Raw genomic sequence first — 22,350 nt, forward strand, 5'->3', positions numbered from 1 at the left:
TTGTATGTAACTTTGTAGACATTTAAATTTTTATATGTCACTAAGTTACGAAAACTTTCTGACATGACAAAGCCCCGGCTTGGGAAAGTCAGGGCTTTGTTTTATGTTTTTCAATAGCTTACAAAAAGAGGCTGCACCGTAAAAACTTAATTTACGACACAGCCTCTTCGTTGATTTTGCGAAGCTCCACAAAGGAACCCGCAAAACCGGATAAATCATCTACCGTCTGCTGAAACAGACGATAAAATAGAATAAACACATAATGAAAAAAAACAGGAGCTTTCAGCGAAAGCACAGGAAATGGCGGAGTTGTACACCCGCATGGAGAACTACAAGTTGAAACAGGGAAAAGGGAAAGAAGCGACCCACTACGCGGAGCAATCCGTCCAGGCCTGCCGCAACAGGATACACGAATTGCTCGAAGAGGTCGGGGGGATCAAAGATACGCGGATTCCGGTAGAAGACGCGCGTCCGCTTGCCGAGTATTTCAGCGGCATACGCGAACTGCCCGAATTCTCAGGAAAGCCGGAAAAGGCAGCTATGGTCTTCAAGGCGATGCAGGCCATTTTCAAATTCAACGTATCGGTCAAGACGCTGGCCAAGTATTTCTATTCGAAAGACAAGGAATTGCCTTATCTGTTAAATTTCTTAAATGATACAGGCCGGAAAATAAGATGTTCTATCGGAATTATAATTCTTATATATCTATAGAACAGCAACATATCGTTTCATTTTAACATTAAAAATAGGGTTGCCGGCATGCTTCTATACGCTTACCTTTGACGTATAAAACAACCGGCAATCTTTTTTTGCCTTAAATAGAATATGACATGGAACAACAAGAACATGTTTCCTTTTACCCCAGTTTGTACCAGGCCGAGTGCCAAGTGTTAACCCTCGAAGAAATCATCATCCTGATCCGGCGCCGCCACTGGAAGAATGAAATCATCGCCTACCGCACCGCTTTCACGGCAGGCAAGGCCGAAGAGGCCCGCAAGTTGAAGGGCGGATTGCCGGGTTTCACCCCTTCGGGCGTCTTCAAGGGCGGACATAAGGCAGATGCGTTGCAGGAATACAGCAAGATCATCGGACTGGATTTCGATCATGTGAAAGACCTCACGGCGTTGATCGCCGCCTTCCGGATGCTAAGCTGCACGCTGGCGATGTTCGTCAGCCCCGGCGGCCACGGGCTGAAGGTATTCGTCCGGGTCGACAGCGACGCCGGCCGGCACCGTGAAACCTACCGGGCCGTCGCCGCCTTGTACGAGAAGGCAGGCGGGGTGGCAAGCGATGTCAAATGCAAGGATATCAGCCGCTGCTGTTATGTGAGCGACGACGAGGAGGCGTACTACAATCCGGAGGCGGAAACCTTCCACATCCCCGGACAGCCCGCGGCCGAGGTAGGCGTCGATGCCTTTGTCGATGCCTTCCTCGGCCGTAACCCGGCGATGCCGGGATTGCGCAACGAGACGGTCTACCGCCTCGGCTGCGAGGCGAACCGAAGGGGCTTTTCGTATGCCGAAACGGCCGCTTGCTGCACCCTCCGCCTGCAAGCCTCGGATTTCACGGCGGCAGAAATCGAGCAGGCGCTATCTTCTGCCTTTCAAGGGAATAGAAACGAACATGCTACCTTCACCGAGAGAAAAGGACAAAAAAGGGCAGAAAAGGCATCCGCTACAATTCCGGGAACGGACGGGTATGAACCGGACCCCGAAATGTCGGGCGAAAGGCTTCGCGAACAGACGCCTTTCCTGCCTGAGGAGCTGTACGGACTGCTCCCGCCGCTGCTCCGCGATGCCGTCTCCTACTACTCGCAGCGTCGCGAACGCGACATGGCGCTCTTGGGGGCTTGCACGGTGTTGAGCGCCTGCCTGCCGGAGGTGTTCGGCTTCTACCACCGCAAGCGCGTCTATCCCCACCTGTTCACGGTCGAGATCGCCCCTGCCGCCAACGGGAAGGGGTGCATCAACGACATGCGCCACCTGGCCGACCGCTATGCGGGGGTGATCGAGGCGGAGACGGGGCGTGCCGAAGAAGAATACCGGCAGGCGCTGGAGGATTGGGAACTGAAGAAAGCGGAGGCGCACAAGAACCACCGGACCGTCTCGGTGAAGGACGCCCCGAAACCCGCCGCCACGGCCTACCTGAACATCCCGACACAGATCACCAAGGCGAAGCTGCTGGTCCACCTGCGCGACAATGGCAGCATCGGCGGGTTGATGTCCGACAGCGAGATCGACACGATCGTATCGGCGAGCAAGCTGGACTTCGGGATGTTCGACGACCTGCTCCGCAAGGCGTTCCACCACGAGCCGGTCGCTTCGTCGCGCAAGACGGACAACGAACTGATCCGCATCGAACGTCCGCGCCTGGCATTGCTCCTGGCCGGCACGCCGGGACAATTCCCCCGCTTGGTCCCCGACCGGGAAAGCGGCCTTGTGAGCCGCCTGTTGCTCTACACGTGCCGCAACGAGGCGGTCTGGCAGGATGTCTCGCCCGAAGGTGACGGGATGGAGATGGAAAAGAAGCTGGCCGAACTGTCCGAGCAGGTGATGGAGGCAGCCCTGACGCTCCGTAAACGTCCGTTGCAGATAGGCCTGTCGACACAACAATGGACCCTGCTGAACTGCCGTTTCAGGACGTGGCTGCGCGAAGCGGATCTTTTCGGAAGCGAGGAGTTCCTCAGCGTCGTGAAGCGCTACGGGCTGATCACGTTCCGCCTCTGCATGGTCTTCACCGCACTGCGCTGCGGCACGGCAGGCTATGGGATGGACAAGCAATATTGCACGGACGAGCATTTTCGGGCGGCTCTCGCCATCACCGAAACCTGCCTCGAACACAGCCGCCTGTTGCTGACCTCGCTCCACCACGACGAGGACGCGCCGGAGCTTTCCTGCCCCCGCAAAGCACGCAGCCTGTTAGACAAGCTGCCACCCGAATTCACTTTGCAGGAGGCTTACCGGTTAGGCGAGGCCGAAGGCATGGGACAGCGGGAGGTGAGACGTTTTATTTGCAAGCTCACTCCTTTATATTTCAGACGGATAGCTCATGGCGAGTACAAGAAAACGGGTACCCCCGATCCTGAAAAAACATAGGATGCCTTTTCTGCCCCTTTTTGTCCTTTTCCCCCGAAAGCAATTCCAAGAAGGAACAAACCCTATACCTTTTCCCCCAAAAAGCTATAACTTTCGAGGGAAAAGGGTATAGGGTTTTTGTTGATAAGGTATAGGCGGTGAAAGAAAAAATAAATCTGAAAAGCATTGTTTGTGTTCACCAATTCGTTATCTTTGGCAAAATAAATCCTGAACTATGGAAGAGAAAAGAAAATATATCCGCCAGATAGTAGCTTTTGGCAACTATTTCAAGGATTTCAAAAAGACCTTGCCCCGGAATACATTGAGCAAAATCTATCAGATTTTTGCCTATATCATGACATTGGAGCAAGTACCGGGGAAATATCTGAAAGCCATAAATACAGTAAAAGGGCTATATGAAGTTCGCGTGGAGGAAAGCGGGAATATTTATCGGATTTTCTGTTGCATGGATGAGGGTAACTTGGTGATTCTATTTAACGGCTTTCATAAAAAGACGCAGAAGACGCCTTGGGGCGAAATAGAACGAGCCAAGCGGATTATGAACGAATATTTTTCCGTCAAAAAGACGAAAGGAGGAACAAACAATGAATAAAAAAGATTTGGAAGCAATAGGATGCACCCCTATCGAGGATCTGATCACTGAGGATTTCGGTGCACCGGGTACGCCTCAACGAGATGAGTTCGAGAGCAACTGCGAGGCTTTTATCATTGGCGAACAATTGAAAGCGGAACGCTTGAAAGCTGGCATGACGCAAGAGCAGCTTGCCGCTAAGATCGGAACAAAGAAAAGTTACATCTCCCGTATCGAGAACGGGCATGCAGACATCCAACTATCCACCTTGTTCAAGATATTCCAAGGCCTCGGACGAAAAATCAGCTTTACGATTTTGTAGGAACCCACATAGGGAAGCCGGATGATTATTTTTTGATCTGTTGGAACAAAACTCCTTCCCCTGCAGGGCGCGAGGTTCTTATTTTCTTGAATTTTATGTCCTGACTATACAGGGCACGTTCCAGATTTGCCAGTTCAACGACATCTTCACTACCGTCGGCATTAGCACGAATGAAACGGCTGTCTTTTCGAATCCGTTGATTGTCTTTATAAAAATACGGGATTTGCCGTTGCCAACATCTTTGGATTTCCTGTTTACTGATATCCACATAATTGACCCGTACCTGACGATTTCGCATCCGGCTTAAAAATGATTTCGAGAATTCATTGTCCGTTAGCTTTCCCATTGTTCAACCTCTTTAGTATTTACAAATATACGAAAGATTACGGATAAACATACAACTTTCCCCGTTTTTCCCCTCTCCTTCCCCTCTTTCCGCACCGTTCCGCCACATTCCGCAGGGGCGCCGGGGACGGTCGTATCTTTGTTATGTGATTAAGAGACAAATGTTTTACCTTAAAATCCAGATGTTATGCCAGCCAAGTACAAATTGATCCAGCGCAAAGATATGCGCAAGGATGCAGCCGAAGGTTCGAAGCTGTATTACGCCAGTGCCAATACGACCGGCACGTGCGATGTGTATGAATTGTGCGACCTGATCTCGGCCCAGTCCACCGCCTCTTCGGGCGACGTGAAACTGATCCTCGACGAATTGGTCAACGTGATGCGCCGCAACCTCGGCAAAGGCGAGGTGGTCAAGGTGGGTGAACTCGGCAGCTTCCAGTTGCAGTTCGGCAGTACCGGCACAGTGACCGAGAAGGAGTTCAACCAGGCGCTTATCAAAAGCCGCCGCATCGTCTTCCGCCCCGGCAAGTTGCTGAAGGAAGCGGTCAAGAACTACACCTTCGAAAAGATCACCTCCGGGACGCCGGTCGAAGGCGGAGGAGGGGGCGAAGAGGAACGGCCGGGAGAACTTTAAGGTTCTCCGAGGTGGTTCACAATGTAGTCCTTTTGCCTGGGGGTGAGGTATTTCTTGCCCGGATGCCAGCCCGATTTTTCCAGTTGGCCGACCAGATCGTCGCTGACGCGTATCCATTTCAACAATTGCATGGTCGCGCTCTTCTGCGAGATATTCGGGAAATACATCAGGGCCAGTTCGCCCCATCCCCAGACTTTGTTTTGATTCAGTGAATTTTCCATCGTGTTTCTTCTTGATTATGATATGTAAATATAGGCATTATCGACCTGAAATACAAACAAATATCAACATATAATGGATAAAAAAATCAACTTTCTACACTCTTGCCGGGAGGCTGCCGCCGAGGCGGAAAAGCTGTTCGGCATAAACGCCCGGATCATCCTTGCGCAGGGTGCGCTCGAGAGCGGCTGGGGAACCTCCATGCTTGCGACGGAACATCATAATTTCTTCGGACTGATGGGGTATGGCGCTTCCAACGCGTATTGGCACGGACAACGAGCCACATTCGAGACGGCCTACGGCACACACCATTTCAGGCATTACGAGTCCACGCTCCTCTCTTTCCTCGACTTCGCCCGCCTGATCCGCTCCGCCTATCCCCGCGCCTATCACTTCAGCTTCCAACCCGAAGCCTATGCCAAGGAGATCGCCTACAGCCCCTACATCAGCGAACAAAACGGCGACAACCGCGACCTGTACCGCCGCAACATCATTGCGATCGAGGCGGAGGTAGGGAGGCAACTGGACTTATCTGTTACTTTTGGCTTGATCCAAAAGTAACCAAAAGATCAAGGCCGAACCGTCCGGTCTACTCCGGGGAAAGGCTACGCTGTCGCCTGCGAAACTCGCTTCGCTCAAACAACGCAGGCTCCGGACGCTTCGCCTTTCCCCTCCGCTTGACGACCGGCCGCTTAGGCCTTTCTTAGAAAGCTTTGCTTTCTCTTGGGATGGCCGATGCCGACACCTATATGGCAGGCGGTATCGGCCATCCCCAAAGGGCCGTCAGGCTCTACTTCCGGCCTAAGCTGGTGAGCGTTAAGCGCAGTGACCGGAGTGAGCGCCCGGAGCGTCTGCTGTTTGAGCGAAGCGAGTTTCAGACGCGACAGCGAACCGGAGGGAACGGAGTAGCGAAGCAGGTTCGGCCTTGATCTTTTGGTTACTTTTGGATCAAGCCAAAAGTAACAAGTAAATATTTATTAACAACCAAATACAGAATCCATTATGAGCAAACTAAGACAAATCCTTGAATTTATCAGAGCCTTGTTGGGCTTCTTGTTGAACCTGAAAAAGAAGAAAACGGATGAGAAGAATGAAAAGCCGGCTCGCCCGATACCGGAAGAGTTGCCGGACGATGCGCCTCCGGACGGTATTGGCATTGTATCTGGCCGCCCTTGGGATAATGGCCCTGTGGGCGGACCGTTCAGAGGTGGTATTAGGATGTGTAGGGGCCCTCTTGACACTCTCGGAGTGCGAACGGGCCACACGGGGCAAGTCGCCTCCTTCGTAGGGTGGACGTTGTTTACATACGCTGTCGGGATGTCTTTATGGGGAGCCTGAACGGACGTTAGCGGATGGACACTTTGCGGACCGTGTCGCCGATGCGGACGATGTAGTACCCTTTGGCAATATCCACCGTATATTCGCCGGAGGGTTGCTTCATCGGTATCTCTTTCACCCGGATGCCTACCACGCTGTAGATCTCGAGCTTGCTGCCGGCCGGAGCATTCTCCACAACGATCTTGTTATCGTAGGCGCTGACCTCTACAGAGTCCGGTTCTTTGTCTTTGTCGGCGGTCGTCCGGGATACGGTCGTATGCGCTTGCTGTGCCATCACCTCAAGCGGACAACCGGCCCATGCGGCCAGCAACAAAACGATTGTAATGAATACTTTCATATACCAAACCCTAAGATTGTACAAATGTAGGAATATTTTTTGGATAATGTAGAAAGTTCCGTATTATTAATGACGAAATAGCTTAAATCGTTTCCAAAGTTTTTTTATATTTTGCCGGCAGTCCCAGACAGCGGCAACCTGTATAATCTCCTTTTTCACATAATAAATAATCTTGTAATGCTTATTAGAGACTAACGAACGATATTCCTTGGTTGCCGTAACCAACAACAACTCCCTGGGAGCCATAAACGGGAATTGAAGAAGCCGATCGCCGTCATCAATAAAACTGTTATAGATTTTAGTCGCGACCTCTTCGCTTTGATGGGAGTAGTAATCATATATTTTGTCAAGGTCTTTTTTGGCTGCATTACTCCATTTTATGGTCATTTGCATAACGGATGTCTTTTCCTTAATTCATCGCTTGTATAATACCGCCCCATCCGAAAATCCTCCTCAGCCTCTTCCAAACGCTCTTTCAGTTCCTCGATAGTATATTGACAAGGCGGTTGTTCGCGCGTGAGCATACGTTTGAGGTATTTCCCTACACGGTCGACCGTCTCTTCGGATTCGATCATATCGATCATTTCCCGGAGTTCGTTCTTCTTGCATTCCAATTCCATAGCCGTCATGATTATATCCTTTCTTCTTTTTATATATTGACAATGGGACAAATATACAACAATATTTGCTTGAAAAGCAGTTCAAGCAAATTATATTCCGAATAAAAAGAAGCCCCCTCTCCTATTTTTTAATTTTTAATTCTTAATTTTTAATTCTCAAACCCTTACCACCATCCCCTCATTCCCCAATATCGTGCCGGGGAATACCGCTTCCGCTTCCCGGTGAAGCTCGGACAGGTCTTCGTAACGGGCGGAGTAATGGCCGATGACAAGGCGTTTGACCTGGGCGTCGCGGGCGATCTCCGCTGCCTGGCGGGCGGTGGAATGGAAGGTCTCTTTGGCACGGGCGAGATCGCACTCGGCAAATGTCGCTTCGTGATAGAGCAGGTCCACCCCTTCGATAATCGGGATGATCGAGCGGTGGTAGGCCGTATCGGAACAGAACGCATAGCGCTTGGGAGGAGCAGCCGGGCGCGTCAGGCGGGAGTTGGGAACCACTTCGCCGTCGGGCGTGACATAGTCCCGCCCCTGTTTGATGTCCTTCATGCAACGGACGGGAACCTGGTAGAAATCCGTCATCTCGCGGATGATATGCGCCTCTTTCGGTTTTTCGGCGAAGAGGTAGCCGCAAGTAGGAATCCGGTGCTTCAGCGGGATGGAATAGACCGACAGCGACCGGTCCTCCATCACCAACGAATGGCTGCGGGTATCGACTGGGTTGAAACGCACTTCGAACTCCATGCCCCGGCAGAACAAATCCATCACGGGGCGCAGGTAAGTCTCGACCTCCTTCGGGCCATGCACGACCAGCTCGCCGGTACGCCCTAACATCCCGAGCGTTGAGACCAGGCCCGGCAAACCGAAACAGTGGTCGCCATGCAGATGCGAGATGAAGATATGAGCGAGACGGCCGAAACGGACGCGCATTTTACGCATCTGCACCTGGGTACCTTCCCCGCAATCAATCATATATAATTTATCCCGTAAATCCACTACCTGTGAAGTCGCCAGATGCCGCGTGGTAGGTAACGCCGAACCGCATCCCAATATGTTTATGTTAAATTCTGCCATAAGGTCCTTCGGATAATTTGGGTGTAAAGATAATACAAAAGCATTGGCGTACTGTGAAAAATAACAAAAAAAGCAGGGAGATTGTTCCGAGGGTCACAGGGATTCCATATATTTGTTTGCTGTCCTTATGGAAGCTATTTAGAGTCAGTAGAAAAGACTTAAGATATTTTCATCTAAGCCTTAACTAACTTTTTCTTTTTGTTTAAAACGGTTAAATGTAGAAACGGCCAAGCGTGAGCTTCGCCGTTTCCTTTGTTTTATGGGGCCATCTCCCCCCACCATCAATAGGCATGTATGTCTTTCTCTTCCATCTCCTTCCCGCTGATCTTCCTCAGATCCAACGCACGCCAGGCATAGAAAATATAACCTAAGACGAAAGGCACGAGGATGGAGACATAACTCATCACTTTCAGGGTGAACGGACTGGAGCAGCTATTGGCGATCGTCAGCGAACTTTGCAGGTCGGCCACCGAAGGGTAATAAGCCGTATTGTTCCAACCGGCACAAAGCAACAGCGCCAGTACCGTGAGCACCGTGCCTGTCCCGCAGAACCAGATGCCCTTTTTCCATGTCCCCGACAAGATCGTACGGACGATACCGTACAAGACACCGGCCACACCCGCCAACAGCACAGCCGATACGGCTGGCATCCCGACCAGGTTCATAAAGTATTTATAGGGCTGCATATACACCTCTTTTGTCTCCGGATCGACGGCAAACCCGTCGGCAAGCAACAGATGCACGAGGAAGACAAGGAAGAAGACAAGAAACAGCGCCGTTTCGATCACCAGATGCTTGCGGCTGCGTTTCACGATCTCGGCATCGTCGATATTGTTGATGAAATAAAGCAATGCCTGGATGCGTGCCAGGAAGAACACCGCCAGTCCGAGGCATACGTTCCAGAACACCAAAGCGGCTTCAAGCCCGTGCCAGGGGTTCGCCCAAGTGGAGATCACCGGCATCGCGACATCGGTCAGCTGTCCTTTGTTGACGACAAACTCGGCTCCGCTAAAGAACGTACCGACAGCCGTGCCCAACAGGATCGGGCCCAAGATACCGTTCAGCAGCAGGAATACCTGATACGTCTTTTTACCCAGGAGATTCCCCTTCTTCGACTGGTACTCATACGATACGGCCTGCAGGACGAAGCAAGCCAGTATCAGCATCCACACCCAGTAGGCTCCGCCAAAACTGGTCGAATAGAATAACGGGAAAGAGGCGAAGAACGCACCTCCGAAAGTGACCAGAGTCGTAAACGTGAACTCCCATTTGCGCCCGGTCGAGTTCAGCAACATCTTTTGTTGCAATTCAGTTTTGCCGATCGTGAAAAGCAAGGACTGCCCCCCCTGTACGAAAAGCAGGAAAACCAACAGTGCTCCCAACAGGGAAACAAGGAACCACCAGTAATGCTGTAACAATATATATGTACTATCCATAACACTCATTTCTTAATTCATAATTCATAATTCTTAATTCACCGAAGGCCCTTTCCTGATCGCCTTCACCATAATACCGATCTCTGCGATCAGCAGAACGGTAAAGAGCAGCAGGAAGAGGAAGAAGGTTGTCTGTACCGACGAAGTCGCCAGCTTGGACACGGACGCACCGGTCGGCAGGATGTCCTGGATAGCCCAGGGTTGACGTCCCACCTCGGCCACGACCCAACCGGCCTGCCCGGCGATGTAAGCGAGGGGGATCGTCCACAGGCTCGCCCATTGCAACCAGCGTGCATCGGCAAACTTTCCTTTCTTGCTCCAGATCAAAGCGATTATGAACAACAGGATAAAATATCCGCCCAGGATCACCATGATGCGGAATGAATAGAAGGTTAAACCTACGTGAGGGATCAGGTCGGCAGGATCTTTGATATACCCGTAACCGAAGTAAGCGAAGTTTTCGTCTAACAACGTACGGGCTTGCCGGGCAGCCGCCTGGTCTTTGTCTTTTACAGCCTTGCGGTAATCGGCAAGAGCCTGGATGGCGATCTGTCCCTTTTCAATCTTCTCGGCGGCGGAAAGGGCTACCGTCCCCTTGTTGGTCGTATAGCCGCCATCTATCAGGTTGACGATGCCCGGCACATACGCATCCACATCGCGTTCGGCGAGGAAGGAGAGCAGCTTCGGGATCTTGATGTTGAAGATGAAAGGATTTACATTGTCCTTATAACTCGTCTTGTCGGGATTCAGCAGGCCGATGGCGACCAGCCCCGTACCGTCGCCGCCCTCATAGAGCCCTTCCATAGCGGCCAACTTCATCGGTTGTTTCTGGGCTACCTGATAGGCGGAACCGTCACCCGTCCATACGATAAGTATAGAAGCGACAAGCCCGAAAACGGCAGCGATCTTGATGCTTTCGAGCGAGAACTTCGTCTCCCGCTTTCTCAACAGATACCAACTGCTGATGCCGATCACGAATACGGCGCCCACGATCCAACCGGAAAGTACGGTATGGAAGAATTTGTTGATGGCGACGGGCGATAAGGCGACCGCCCAGAAATCGAACATCTCGTTGCGCACGGTGTCCGGATTGAAGCGCATCCCTGCCGGATATTGCATCCAGGCATTGGCAATCAATATCCAGAGGGCGGATAGGGTTGCCCCTATGATCGTCAGCCAGGTGGAAGCCAGATGGAAACGTTTGCTCACCTTGTCCCAGCCGAAAAACATCACGGCTATAAAAGTCGCTTCCATAAAGAAAGCTAAGATTCCTTCAATGGCGAGGGGGGCTCCGAAGATGTCTCCTACAAACCAACTGTAGTTAGACCAGTTCGTCCCGAATTCGAATTCGAGGATCAGCCCGGTGGCAACACCGATAGCGAAATTAATACCAAACAGTTTCATCCAGAACCGGGTTGTCTTTTTCCAGAATTCGTTACCTGTTTTGTAATAGATGGTCTCCATGATGGCTTGTATAACGCCGAGCCCCAACGTGAGGGGGACGAACAGCCAGTGATACATGGCAGTGAGAGCGAATTGCGCTCTTGACCAGTCAATCAAAGAAGTGTCAATGCTTGCGATCATGATTATATAATTTAAGGAGTAATTGCCCTGTTGATCAATTCACCCGAAACGTGCTCTTCCTTCGCGGACTCTCCGTCGAACTTCCCCAAGTAATTAGGAAAGAAAAACAGTTTTAAGATAAAAAACATGATGAAGAGCTTGACCAATATGATTAGCCATAGCGTTTTACCCAGCTTCATTTCGCGAAATCCTTCCAGATAAAAATGGTATATCCGTATGTATATAGGCTCCCTTTTCATATCGGTATCGTACTTTAATAACAAGAGATCGGGTGAATAAGTTTTTCTTTCTTTACAAAAATAGGAAAAGCGTTAAAATGTTTTCCCCTAAAAGCATAGATATTATTTATGAAAAAATAGACTTTATCTATAATCTCTGTTAAAAAAAACTATTTTAAAGAAGAAAGCCGAAAGGAAGACTTGCCGTTACTTCCGCATTGGCTATATTTGCGTCAGTTTGTGTTTTTATAGGACAAGAAATTACATCGAATATTATAATTAAGTGCTAATCTATAAAAAATTATTACTATGTCGAACATTTCAAGAAGATCATTTCTTCAAAGAGGAGCCGCAGCAGCTGCCGCCTTCTCGATCGTTCCGGGTTCCATCCTGGGAAAATCTCATGGATACACCGCTCCATCCGACAAGTTGAACATTGCTGCCGTCGGTATCGGCGGTATGGGTAATGCCAATCTTAAAAACATGGAGAAAACAGAAAATATCGTAGCGCTTTGCGATATCGACTGGAAATATGCCAAACCGGTATTCGACCGTCATCCACAGGCAAAAAAATACTGGGATTACCGCAAGATGTATGACGAAATGGGCAAATCCATCGACGCCGTACTGGTTGCCACTGCCGACCACACTCACGCTATGATCACGGCCGATGCCATGACAATGGGCAAACACGTGTACACACAGAAACCGTTGACCCACTCGGTTTACGAATCCCGTTTGCTGACCAAACTGGCTGCTTCGACAGGCGTTGCCACCCAGATGGGTAACCAGGGTTCTTCAGCCGAAGGCACAGACTTGGTCTGCGAATGGATCTGGAACGGTGAAATCGGTGACATATATAAAGTAGAATGTGCAACTAACCGTCCTATCTGGCCGCAGGGTTTGAACACACCGGAAAAGGCTGACAAGATTCCTTCCACACTGAACTGGGATCTGTTCTCCGGTCCGGCAGAAGTAAAACCTTACAACCACATTTATCATCCTTGGAACTGGCGCGGATGGTGGGCTTACGGAACAGGCGCATTGGGCGATATGGCTTGCCACATCATGCACCAGCCGTTCAAAGCCTTGAAGTTGGGCTATCCGACAAGAGTCGAAGCATCTTCCACTCTGTTACTCCGCGATTGCGCTCCTAATGCACAGCACGTGAAGTTCATTTTCCCGGCTCGTGAAAACATGCCGAAACTCGCCATGCCGGAAGTGGAAGTACACTGGTATGACGGCGGTATGATGCCGGATCGTCCGAAAGGTTTCCCCGAAGGCAAAGAACTGATGGGTCCCGGCGGTGGTCTGACCATCTTCCACGGAACAAAGGATACGTTGATCTGCGGTTGCTACGGCCAGGAACCGTTCTTGCTGTCCGGCCGTGTGCCTAACGCTCCGAAGGTATGTCGCCGCGTAGCAAACGCCATGGGTGGCGGTCACGAACAAGACTGGATCCGTGCATGTAAAGAAAACGCATCCAGCCGTGTCCAGACAAAGTCCAACTTCTTAGAAGCCGGTCCGTTCAACGAAATGGTTGTGATGGGCGTATTGGCAGTTCGTCTGCAGGCGCTGAACAAGACGCTGGAATGGGACGGACAGAACATGCAGTTCACCAATATCAACGACAACGAAGAGATCAAGGTTTGCATCAAAGACGGTTTCACGATCAAAGACGGCCATCCTTCGTTCAACAAAGACTGGACAGATCCTGTCAATGCTAAAAAATTCGCTGCCGAATTGATCAAGCATAACTATCGTCAGGGTTGGAGCTTGCCTGATATGCCGAGATAATATCAGTTTTAAACAAATAAATAGAATGAAAAAGTCAGTATTATTAGCAAGTGCCGCAATTATGATGTGCTATTTCACATCGTGTGGCGGTGGTAAGAAAACAGAAGAAGCTGCTGCTCCTGAAGAAGGAGCACAAACAGAAGCTGCCGTTCCTGAATACAACCTCATGAACGATCTGCCTACTGTTGACTTGTCTACTTTCCCGAAAGATGCCGATGGCAAAGTCACTTTGTTCGACGGTAAATCGTTCAATGGCTGGAGAGGCTACGACCGTACGGATGTGCCTGCTGCCTGGGAAGTGGTAGACGGTACGATCCATATCAAAGGGTCCGGTGCAGGTGAAGCTGGTGCTAAAGATGGTGGCGACTTGGTTTTCGCTCATAAGTTCAAAAACTACGAATTTGAATTTGAATGGAAAGTAGGTAAAGGTTCCAACTCAGGCGTTCTGTATATGATCCAGGAAGTCGAAGGACAGCCTTCTTATATCTCTGCTCCTGAATACCAGGTACTCGACAACGCAAACCATCCGGATGCCAAGTTGGGTAAAGACGGTAACCGCCAGTCTGCTTCCCTGTATGACATGATCCCGGCCAAACCGCAGAACTCCAAACCGTTCGGCGAATGGAACAAGGGTAAGATCATGTGCTACAAAGGTACGGTCGTTCACTATCAGAACGACGAACCGGTTGTTGAATATCATTTGTGGACACAGCAGTGGAAGGAAATGTTGGATAACAGCAAATTCAGCAAAGACAAATGGCCGTTGGCTTACGAACTGTTGCTGAACTGCGGCGGTGAAAACAAAGAAGGTTTCATCGGTTTCCAGGACCACGGAGACGATGTTTGGTATCGCAACATCACGATCAAAGAACTTGACTAAGCAGTCGTTTCTTTTATCAAAATAAGGAAGCCCCGGTATCGTTTGGATGCCGGGGCTTTTCTTGTTTGCCAGATGCAGAGAGACGGCCGGACTTATTTTGCCATCACCTTTATATTGCTATAACTGTTCCCTTCGAAATTGATACGGCCGTTTTTGCCGTTGTTGACATCGAGTATGTAGTTGTTTTTGTTCCTTTGGTCGTCGCGGCTGTCGAACCCGACCGAGTTCTCGCTCTGGTTACGACGCTGGATATTGAATCCGCCTTGAATCTTGCAATTGCCGTATTTCATATCGTTGGCAACGACACGGAAGGAGGCGTTCACATCGATATGGATATTCAGATTGCCGTAGCGGGCATCCACATTGACCTTGTCGAAGTTGCTGGCAAGATCCTTGATGTTAAGCGTGCTGTAGCTCAGTTCATCGACGTTGATGCCTTGTTTCAGTTCGTCGATCTGGCAATTCCCGTATTTCAGTTCCAAGTAGCCGTTGTCCAGCCTATTGATATGGATATCGCCGTATTTGGCTTCGACATTCATCTTCCGGATATTTCCGAGGTTGAGGTTGGAGTACCGGCCGTCGACATTCAGTTGTGAGCCGTTGCGGATAGAGGATTTGCCGCAATAGGCCAGGTCCAAAGTCGCATTGTCGACATCGGCGATGTCCAGATTGCCATATTGCACGTCTATGTTGAGAGGCCCCGTGAAGCTGCCGCCACTGAGATTGCCGTATTTGACATGCAGGTCGCATTTCCCCTTATTGTTTTCCGGCATGGTGATATTGCCGTACTTCTGTGTCAGGTCGCAGGTCAGGTCGGAGGGCATATTGACATAGTAGTTGATGGTGAACGACTGGTTGCCCCCGTTGCTCCCGTTTTGCGGCTTCAGGCTGGTGACGGCCGAAACCGTATTGCCCATCTTTTCCATCCGTATGCTGATACGGTCGAGGATGTTCTGCGCCTTTTCCTCATTGCGGGCTTTCGCCTCGATCACGACACGGATGGAGACTTCGTTCTTGCTCCAGTGCGTGACCGTAATGTTCCCGTAACGGTTGTCCACTTGGAGGATGTCGCTTTTGCCGACATTGAAACTTTTGTTGATTTCCTTTTTCTTGATGCTTTCCTGTTTGCTGCCCCAACCGGGCAGGCAGCAGAACAAAACCAGGAGCATGAGCAGGCAAGGCCGCAATAAGGACTGCTTGCCGTTCGCCGGATGTTGATGAGTTGCTTTCATTTTGCTTGTCTGTTTATTATCTTAATCTTTTATCTGTCGTCTTCATATTTTCCATCTGCTTCAACATGATGTTGAGGCTTTCCAGGCTGGTGCTGTAATGCAGGTTCATGGCATAGAGGCCGGCATTGGAGCAAGGCAGAGTCGGAAGGACCGTTTCTTCGAACATATAATTGTCCGTCAGGACCCGTTTCGTCTCTTTCAAAAGCTCCTCCGTTCCGGGAGTCCGTTGCTGTTTGTACATCGCCTGCATCTGCGAGATGATGTCGCTCATCTGCATATTGTAGTAGAGACGAAGTTCCTCTATCTCCTCCTTCACCTCGCAGGTATGCCGGCTTGCGGCCGCCTGTCCGGGCTGCGTATGCAAAGGCGTGCCGCCCGGCAGTTTGAAGAGGAACAGCAGGGCGATGCAAGCTGCCGCGGCAAAAGCGCAAAGGCTATATAGCGTAGCCCGGCTTTTGCGCGGAGCAGCCAGCTTCTGCTCGAAGCGTTCGAAGTGGCCTTCAGGTAACAGGTCGTCTTCAAAGGCTTCCCGGTTCGTGTCTATGAAATGTTTCAGTTTATCCATTTTCTTTATTTGCTGCTATTATATCCAACAATTTGCGCTTTGCCCTGAGATACTGGCTGCGCACGCTCGGCGGCCGGATGGTCAGGATGGAGGCGATCTCTTCCATATCATATCCCTCGAAGAGGTAGAGCGAGAGGATCACGCGATAGCCGGCCGGCAGTTTCTTGCAGGCTTCCTTCACCTGGGCGACGGAATAGCGGATTTCCTCCTCGTCCGGCCCGTCGTCGTCGGGTTCGGCATAGTTGTCCGAGAGCTCTTCCCAGCCGGGTGTCTGCCGGCGCACGTAATCGATGGCTGTATGGACGGCTATACGGTGCATCCATGCTTCGAAACATTGTCCATCCTGATACTGGTCGAGGCGGGTGAATATCTTCAGGAAAGCATCCTGCATCGCCTCCTCCGCCTCTGACGCGTTGCCCACAATACGCAGGCAGGCAACATACAACCGCTGTGCGAATTGCTTGTAAAGGGCGAGCTGTGCGGTCCGGTTACCACGCCGGCACCCTTCGATCAGATGTGCATTTGTTTCTTCCATTTTCATATATATAAACGAGGGGGATCGGAGAAACGTTGCATCTTTCCGGCAAGAAAAGCCAAAAAAAGATAGTACATTCCTGCAAAAAGGCTATAACTTATGATGGAAAAGGCTATAACCTTTTGAGCCGAAAGCTATAGGGTACACAAAAAGAAAGGCATCATCCCGATGCCTCTCTCCCTGAACTAAATGATAAAAATAAAAGTTATGTGGGAAGGTTATTTGTCTTCTGTATCTTTTGACTTGTAATCCAACTCGACGGTATTATAGTCGTTCGAGACGAAAGATCTGTATTTGATCTTCAACTTCACCGTCTTGCCTTCCGTGTCCGGCAACTTATCCAGCTTGAAGGAGACCAGCCCGGCTGAAGGATTGATGGACGGGTCGATATCGCCATAGGCATTATGGCGGAACTCCAGTTCATACGGATCGGCGCTGTTCGTCTGTACCAGGTTCAGGAAATGCTTGACATTGTCGTTGTAACCTTTCTGGATATAGAAATCGAAGGTGATATATCCATCCTCGATCCACACCCCGTCCTTAGACCAGGCACCGGCGAGATTCAGCGCCAACTTGTCTGTTCCGTAATAGGAATCATTTTCCGGTCCCAGGTCAGGAGCGATCGTTTTGGTCAGCAAGGTGTCCAGCGTGACCAGCCGGACAGTGTAGTCGTAGCCCGGCTCCTTCTTTTCGTCCTCCTTGTACCGTATCAAGGCACGTATCTCTTTCAATTGTCCGGGGAAAACCTGGTTGGTCGGGTATAAAGTCGTCGAATCATCCAATTGCATATAATAAGTACTTTCGCTCAACGGCTTGACCGTGACAATGGCAGGCACACTATCCCTCAAAAAGTCATAATAATCGTCATCATCCAAACAAGAATAAAAAGCAGTAGAACCCAATAAGATTCCGAGTAGTAGCATAAAACTTTTCAACGTCTTCATAACATGTATCTAAATTATTTATTTTTCCTTTCTAAAAAGGAAGATGACAAAGACGCTGCAAATGCTGCAAAGAGAGCTGATAAAAGATGTTAATGCTTCAATGATTGATAGATAAGCTCCGCTGTACGGCGGGAAGCGCCGGGCTTGCCGAGCAGGCGGATCATCTCGTCGTAGCCGTCGAGCATGCGGTTACGGTAGGCAGGATCGTTCAGGACACGTCCTAACTCGTCATGTATCCGGCTATATGAAAATCGGGCTCCGAACAACTCCTGCACCACTTCGCGTCCGGCGATGAGGTTGACCAGCGAGATGTATTTCGTATGGAAGAAATGGCGGAAGATAAAACTTGCCAGCCGACCGGCCGCGACATAATAACAGACGACTTGCGGCACACGGAAAAGGGAGGCCTCGAGCGTAGCCGTCCCCGATGTGACCAGCGCCGCATCACTATGGCTGAGGAGAGGATAGGTTTTGCCGAACACGATCTTGACATCCGCGTCGCCGACATACTGCCTGTAATATTCCGGTTCCAGGCCGGGAGCGCCGGCGATCACGGGTTGGTGGTCCGGATAGGCGGCTGCCACCTTCAGCATGGTCGGAAGGTTGTCTTTGATCTCCTGCCGGCGGCTGCCTGCCAACAGTGCCAGCACGGGACGTTCGTCCAGCTGTTCGTCCCTGCGGAAAGTATCAGGTCCGGCCGCCTGCCTTTCCATATAGCCGGCGACCGAATCGACCGAAGGGTTGCCCACATAGTCCACCGGATAGCCGAGGTTGCGGAAAAACTCCACTTCGAAAGGCAGGATGCAGAACATCCGGTCCACGTAGCGGCGGAAATCCTTGATCCGATACTGCTTCCAAGCCCATATCTTAGGAGAGATATAATAGTAGACGGGGCGCCCCAACTGCGTCTTGACGTATTTGGCCATCTTCAGATTGAAGCCCGGATAATCGATCAGGATCACCACATCGGGACGGTACTTCCGGATTTCTTCCTGGCAGGCTTTCATGTTGTCCAGGATCGTACGGAGATTGAGCAGTACGGGGATAAAGCCCATGAAAGCCATATCCCTGTAATGCTTCACCAGCGTCCCTCCGACCGCCTGCATAAGATCGCCGCCCAGGAAACGGAAATCCGCCTGCGCATCCTGCTCCTTCAGCGCAGCCATCAGGTTGGAGGCATGCAGATCACCGGAGGCTTCGCCCGCTATCAAAAAATATTTCATATTTATTCAATTGACAATTGATTTTTCAGCTGTGCCAAAAAGTCATAGTCCGTCACATCTATCTTGCACGGGACGAGCGAGGCATAGCCGCTGTCGAGCGCCAATGTGTCGTTGTCGGCATGGATCGGCTTGGCATTCTCGAACGCGCCGGCAAGCCAGAACACGGGTTCGCCCGCTGCGTTTTCCGACCGTTTGAATTCATTGGTCCAGCGTCCGTCCGCCTGCCGGCATACCTTCATCCCTTTCACGTTCGGGACATTGGGGACGTTCAGGTTCAGGTAAGTGCCATGCGGCAATCCTTCTTTTATGATCCGCCGTGCAAGCATGCGCCCCAAGCGGCAGCTCTCGGTAAAGTCTGCATCCGCACGGTGGTCCAAGAGCGACACGCCCATCGAAGGGATGCCGAACACGCACCCTTCGGCAGCCGCCCCCATCGTTCCGGAATACTGGATGCAGATGGCATGGTTGCCGCCATGATTGATCCCGGAGGCCAACAGGTCGGGCTTGCGTTCCAGCACCTCGTTGATAGCCAGTTTCACGCAATCGACCGGAGTCCCGGTACAGCTATAAACCGTCAGTCCTTGTTCTTTCTTTACCAATGTGTACTTGATCGGTACGAGCGAAGTGATCGCGCTTGCCATTCCCGAACGGGGCCCGTCGGGAGCAAATACCACAATATCCCCCAGATCCCTGAGGCACTCGGTGAGTTCTTTTATTCCTTTGGCTTCAACGCCGTCATCATTTGTAATCAGAATTAGCGGTCTGTCGTTCATCATATCTTTATTAATTGCACACAAATATACGGAAATTCTCAGAGTTCCCCGGCGAGAAAATAAATTTTCACCGGCAGGAAAATTTATTTTCACCGGCAGGAAACAAAAGTTTCATCGACAGGGAACAGAGAGGGGAAGCAACGAGGGAGACGGACTTCCTTTACCGCCCCGAATATAAAAAGCGCAGACTAACGCAGCGACTTATCCTTTTATAGATAACGACATCTGCGTTACTCTGCGCTCGTCCGCGTTGTTCGCGTCCGGTTAAGCTCCGATCAAAGCACCTGGATGCCTTCTTCGCGGGCTGCTTCTTCTCCGGAAGGAGTGATCAGCTTGTAGCCCTTACCGTGAATGTTGATGATTTCGATTTTCGGATCATCCTTCAACAGTTTACGGAGTTTCGTGATATATACGTCCATGCTGCGGGCATTGAAGTAGTTATCGTCTACCCAGATTGTCTTCAGTGCATAATTACGTTCCAAGATTTCGTTTGCATGTGCGCAAAGAAGGCTCAGGAGTTCGCATTCCTTAGTTGTCAACTTCGTGATCTTGTCGCCGATAGCCAATGTCTGTTTCTGGGTATCGAACAAGAAGTTTCCTAACTTGTAGAAAGGAATGTCTTTCATCTTCTTGCCTTTCACGCGGCGAAGGATCGCTTCGATACGGAGCAAGAGTTCTTCCATGCTGAAAGGCTTTGTCAGATAATCGTCTGCACCGATTTTGAAACCTTCCAGGATATCTTCCTTCATAGTCTTGGCCGTAAGGAAGATAACAGGGATATCAGGGTTGATAGAACGGATTTCCTGCGCCAGCGTGAAACCGTCTTTTTTCGGCATCATCACGTCAAGTACGCAAAGGTCATATTTGCCTTTGGTGAAACCTTTGTAACCGGCTTCTCCATCGGAGAAGAGGTCAGTCACATAACCTTTTGCCTGCAAGTATTCTCTTAATAGCATACCCAGGTTCTCGTCGTCTTCGCAAAAGAAGATTTTTAGTTTTTCTTCCATAACTAACTTTTTATAAGAGGTAAAGTAATAATAAATTTTGTTCCTACATTTCCGGAACCACTTTCGGCACGTATCGTACCTTTATGGTCCTCCACTATTTTACGGACGTAAGCGAGTCCGAGCCCGAACCCTTTCACGTCGTGTACGTTTCCTGTCGGTACGCGGAAGAAGCGGTCGAATACTTTCTTGAGGTATTCTTTCTTGATCCCGATACCGTTGTCCTCGATCGATATCAACAACTTGCCGTTCTCGTTCCAGGTGCGGCACATCAGCGTCAGCGGCACTTCGAGGCGGCGATACTTCACGGCGTTGTCCAGCAGGTTGAACAGCACGTTCGTGATGTGCATCTCATCCACGTAGATGTCCGAATCTTCCGCCTGCAGGTCGATGTCGATCGTGCCGTCATACTTCTCGACTTTCAGGGCGAATGTGTTGGCAACGCTTGCCAGCAAATCGTTCGCATCGACCTCCTTCAGCTTGAGGGCTGCTTTCTGGCGTTCAAACAGCGACATTTGCAGCACCTTTTCCACCAGGAAGCCCAAACGTTTCGTCTCGTCGTTGATCACCCCGGAGATATGCTTGAACACATCGGGGCTCTTCGTGATGTCCGAGTCCTTCAGCATCTGTGCGGCAAGCGAGATGGTCGAGACCGGCGTCTTCAGTTCGTGCGTCATATTGTTGATAAAATCATTCTTCATTTCCGAAAGTCGCTTCTGACGGAATACGATATAAATGGTAAAGATGAACGTCACCAAAAGTATCAGCGAGAAGATGATCGACGGCACGATAAATGTTACAGAACTCGAAATATAATCGCCCTTCGTCGGGAAATACACTTTCAGGTAATTCTGTTTCGAAGGAGGATCGTTGGGGAATAACACCTGTTGAATCACGTCTGATACAGGAGGGATCTCCCCGTTCTGGTACACTATATTTCCGTCTTTGTTAATAACAGAAAAGACGAACGGCAGGTTCAATCCATTGTTAATAAATTCTGATTTTAAGTAATTATTCAGCTTTTTAAAATCTATCCTTTCTTCGATCGGCTTCAGGTTCGCCGTGTGCAAAATATTCAGGATCACTTCGTTAAACAATCCGCTCTGATACTGGTAGCGGCGTTTCAACGTTTGCTGCAAATCTTTTGACGTACTGACGATGCTGTTAGGCGCTTTATTGCTGCCCAGCGAAGAGAGCGGCTCGATCTTGCGTGTCCGAATGTCGCTATGGAACTCGATATGTTCGACGGTCCCGTCGGCATTGGTGAACTGCATCTTGTATTTTTTCTCGGTGATGATCCCCCCGCCGAGGTTGCTCTGTTCGTTCTGGTACAGATAATTGTTGGCCTCGTCACGGCTGAGGTCTTCTTCCAGATACCGGGCCGTTTCGTCAAGCTCCAGGTTTTTCGAGACTTGGTGCATCGATCGTTTGACAGTTTCATTGAACTGCTCGCTACTTTTTTTGAGTATGATGCTTACATATTTCACCTGCAAAAAGAGCAGACCGGCAAAGGCAAAAGCCATCACCACCGCAAGCAACCAAATCGTAGACTTCCTCATATCAATAAATCTCTCGTTTTAATGTCACAAATAACGCGCCTTTTAATT

The 22,350-nt window shown here is 50.2% G+C and carries 26 protein-coding genes; 9 read left to right on the forward strand and 17 right to left on the reverse strand.

All coding sequences use genetic code 11. The annotated features are described in order from the left end of the window. The first annotated feature begins 300 nt into the window (after positions 1 to 300). The 4 genes from ACW6QF_RS17300 (at position 301) to ACW6QF_RS17315 (ending at position 3,988) form a co-directional block, all read left to right on the forward strand. Entirely contained in the window at positions 301 to 711 is a 411-nt protein-coding gene (locus ACW6QF_RS17300; protein ID WP_456088717.1) for a hypothetical protein, read from the forward strand. Positions 712 to 830: 119 nt separating this feature from the next. Then, positions 831 to 3,095, forward strand: coding sequence for a DUF3987 domain-containing protein (locus ACW6QF_RS17305; RefSeq protein ID WP_456088718.1), 2,265 nt, complete (start codon positions 831 to 833; stop codon positions 3,093 to 3,095). Positions 3,096 to 3,309: 214 nt separating this feature from the next. Continuing rightward, positions 3,310 to 3,687, forward strand: a complete 378-nt coding sequence (locus ACW6QF_RS17310; RefSeq protein WP_456088719.1) for a type II toxin-antitoxin system RelE/ParE family toxin — start codon at positions 3,310 to 3,312, stop codon at positions 3,685 to 3,687. Further along, complete coding sequence (locus ACW6QF_RS17315; protein ID WP_298552991.1) at positions 3,680 to 3,988, forward strand: helix-turn-helix domain-containing protein; 309 nt, start codon at positions 3,680 to 3,682, stop codon at positions 3,986 to 3,988. Before ACW6QF_RS17310 ends, ACW6QF_RS17315 begins: the two co-directional genes overlap by 8 nt. A 25-nt stretch (positions 3,989 to 4,013) precedes the next feature. Here ACW6QF_RS17315 and ACW6QF_RS17320 read toward each other — a convergent pair whose 3' ends face one another. Beyond that, a complete protein-coding gene (locus tag ACW6QF_RS17320; RefSeq protein ID WP_456088720.1) occupies positions 4,014 to 4,334 on the reverse strand; it encodes a hypothetical protein in 321 nt (106 codons plus the stop codon). 186 nt (positions 4,335 to 4,520) lie between these two features. Between ACW6QF_RS17320 and ACW6QF_RS17325 the strand changes: the two genes are divergently transcribed. Further along, positions 4,521 to 4,967 carry an HU family DNA-binding protein gene (locus tag ACW6QF_RS17325; RefSeq protein WP_298552989.1) on the forward strand — a complete coding sequence of 149 codons (447 nt, stop codon included), beginning with the start codon at positions 4,521 to 4,523 and terminating at the stop codon, positions 4,965 to 4,967. On the opposite strand, the gene ACW6QF_RS17330 is transcribed toward ACW6QF_RS17325, so the two are convergent. Further along, a complete protein-coding gene (locus ACW6QF_RS17330; protein ID WP_298552988.1) occupies positions 4,964 to 5,188 on the reverse strand; it encodes a DUF4248 domain-containing protein in 225 nt (74 codons plus the stop codon). The genes ACW6QF_RS17325 and ACW6QF_RS17330 overlap by 4 nt on opposite strands. A 73-nt stretch (positions 5,189 to 5,261) precedes the next feature. Between ACW6QF_RS17330 and ACW6QF_RS17335 the strand changes: the two genes are divergently transcribed. Together ACW6QF_RS17335 and ACW6QF_RS17340 are read left to right on the forward strand one after the other, a co-directional pair. Further along, the gene (locus ACW6QF_RS17335; RefSeq protein WP_456088721.1) at positions 5,262 to 5,747 is read left to right on the forward strand and encodes a glucosaminidase domain-containing protein; all 486 of its coding nucleotides are present in this window, start codon (positions 5,262 to 5,264) and stop codon (positions 5,745 to 5,747) included. A 441-nt stretch (positions 5,748 to 6,188) separates the two neighbouring features. After that, a complete protein-coding gene (locus ACW6QF_RS17340) occupies positions 6,189 to 6,524 on the forward strand; it encodes a hypothetical protein (protein WP_298550849.1) in 336 nt (111 codons plus the stop codon). A gap of 7 nt (positions 6,525 to 6,531) precedes the next feature. Here ACW6QF_RS17340 and ACW6QF_RS17345 read toward each other — a convergent pair whose 3' ends face one another. The 7 genes from ACW6QF_RS17345 to ACW6QF_RS17375 form a co-directional block, all read right to left on the reverse strand. After that, positions 6,532 to 6,861 carry a T9SS type A sorting domain-containing protein gene (locus ACW6QF_RS17345; RefSeq protein WP_298550851.1) on the reverse strand — a complete coding sequence of 110 codons (330 nt, stop codon included), beginning with the start codon at positions 6,859 to 6,861 and terminating at the stop codon, positions 6,532 to 6,534. A gap of 66 nt (positions 6,862 to 6,927) precedes the next feature. Then, a complete protein-coding gene (locus tag ACW6QF_RS17350) occupies positions 6,928 to 7,254 on the reverse strand; it encodes a type II toxin-antitoxin system RelE/ParE family toxin (protein WP_298550853.1) in 327 nt (108 codons plus the stop codon). After that, entirely contained in the window at positions 7,245 to 7,481 is a 237-nt protein-coding gene (locus ACW6QF_RS17355) for a hypothetical protein (RefSeq protein WP_456088722.1), read from the reverse strand. The genes ACW6QF_RS17350 and ACW6QF_RS17355 overlap by 10 nt, the downstream gene beginning before the upstream one ends. A 156-nt stretch (positions 7,482 to 7,637) precedes the next feature. Then, positions 7,638 to 8,552, reverse strand: coding sequence for a ribonuclease Z (locus tag ACW6QF_RS17360; protein WP_456088723.1), 915 nt, complete (start codon positions 8,550 to 8,552; stop codon positions 7,638 to 7,640). A gap of 281 nt (positions 8,553 to 8,833) precedes the next feature. After that, positions 8,834 to 9,988 carry a cytochrome d ubiquinol oxidase subunit II gene (locus ACW6QF_RS17365; RefSeq protein ID WP_298550863.1) on the reverse strand — a complete coding sequence of 385 codons (1,155 nt, stop codon included), beginning with the start codon at positions 9,986 to 9,988 and terminating at the stop codon, positions 8,834 to 8,836. 33 nt (positions 9,989 to 10,021) lie between these two features. Continuing rightward, the gene (locus ACW6QF_RS17370) at positions 10,022 to 11,572 is read right to left on the reverse strand and encodes a cytochrome ubiquinol oxidase subunit I (RefSeq protein ID WP_298550866.1); all 1,551 of its coding nucleotides are present in this window, start codon (positions 11,570 to 11,572) and stop codon (positions 10,022 to 10,024) included. Positions 11,573 to 11,583: 11 nt separating this feature from the next. After that, a complete protein-coding gene (locus ACW6QF_RS17375; protein WP_298550868.1) occupies positions 11,584 to 11,811 on the reverse strand; it encodes a DUF4492 domain-containing protein in 228 nt (75 codons plus the stop codon). A gap of 288 nt (positions 11,812 to 12,099) precedes the next feature. Here ACW6QF_RS17375 and ACW6QF_RS17380 point away from each other — a divergent pair, with 288 nt between their 5' ends. Next, on the forward strand, positions 12,100 to 13,587 hold the full coding sequence (locus tag ACW6QF_RS17380; RefSeq protein WP_298550870.1) for a Gfo/Idh/MocA family protein: 1,488 nt from the start codon (positions 12,100 to 12,102) through the stop codon (positions 13,585 to 13,587). 25 nt (positions 13,588 to 13,612) lie between these two features. Then, the gene (locus ACW6QF_RS17385) at positions 13,613 to 14,467 is read left to right on the forward strand and encodes a 3-keto-disaccharide hydrolase (RefSeq protein ID WP_298550872.1); all 855 of its coding nucleotides are present in this window, start codon (positions 13,613 to 13,615) and stop codon (positions 14,465 to 14,467) included. A 92-nt stretch (positions 14,468 to 14,559) separates the two neighbouring features. Here ACW6QF_RS17385 and ACW6QF_RS17390 read toward each other — a convergent pair whose 3' ends face one another. The 8 genes from ACW6QF_RS17390 to ACW6QF_RS17425 all read right to left on the reverse strand — a co-directional run bounded on the left by ACW6QF_RS17390 (position 14,560) and on the right by ACW6QF_RS17425 (position 22,302). Further along, positions 14,560 to 15,699, reverse strand: a complete 1,140-nt coding sequence (locus ACW6QF_RS17390; protein ID WP_456088724.1) for a hypothetical protein — start codon at positions 15,697 to 15,699, stop codon at positions 14,560 to 14,562. Between the two features lie 16 nt (positions 15,700 to 15,715). Beyond that, on the reverse strand, positions 15,716 to 16,264 hold the full coding sequence (locus ACW6QF_RS17395) for a hypothetical protein (RefSeq protein WP_456088725.1): 549 nt from the start codon (positions 16,262 to 16,264) through the stop codon (positions 15,716 to 15,718). Further along, on the reverse strand, positions 16,257 to 16,805 hold the full coding sequence (locus tag ACW6QF_RS17400; RefSeq protein WP_374044527.1) for an RNA polymerase sigma factor: 549 nt from the start codon (positions 16,803 to 16,805) through the stop codon (positions 16,257 to 16,259). The genes ACW6QF_RS17395 and ACW6QF_RS17400 overlap by 8 nt, the downstream gene beginning before the upstream one ends. A gap of 212 nt (positions 16,806 to 17,017) precedes the next feature. After that, entirely contained in the window at positions 17,018 to 17,743 is a 726-nt protein-coding gene (locus ACW6QF_RS17405) for a NigD-like protein (RefSeq protein ID WP_456088726.1), read from the reverse strand. A gap of 89 nt (positions 17,744 to 17,832) precedes the next feature. Continuing rightward, positions 17,833 to 18,966 carry a lipid-A-disaccharide synthase gene (gene lpxB / locus ACW6QF_RS17410; protein ID WP_456088727.1) on the reverse strand — a complete coding sequence of 378 codons (1,134 nt, stop codon included), beginning with the start codon at positions 18,964 to 18,966 and terminating at the stop codon, positions 17,833 to 17,835. A gap of 2 nt (positions 18,967 to 18,968) precedes the next feature. Beyond that, a complete protein-coding gene (gene surE, locus ACW6QF_RS17415) occupies positions 18,969 to 19,742 on the reverse strand; it encodes a 5'/3'-nucleotidase SurE (RefSeq protein WP_298550883.1) in 774 nt (257 codons plus the stop codon). A gap of 272 nt (positions 19,743 to 20,014) precedes the next feature. Continuing rightward, on the reverse strand, positions 20,015 to 20,746 hold the full coding sequence (rprY, locus tag ACW6QF_RS17420) for a response regulator transcription factor RprY (protein WP_298550885.1): 732 nt from the start codon (positions 20,744 to 20,746) through the stop codon (positions 20,015 to 20,017). 2 nt (positions 20,747 to 20,748) lie between these two features. Beyond that, on the reverse strand, positions 20,749 to 22,302 hold the full coding sequence (locus ACW6QF_RS17425) for a sensor histidine kinase (RefSeq protein WP_298550887.1): 1,554 nt from the start codon (positions 22,300 to 22,302) through the stop codon (positions 20,749 to 20,751). Positions 22,303 to 22,350: the final 48 nt, after the last annotated feature.

This window comes from Parabacteroides sp. (genome assembly GCF_977054455.1).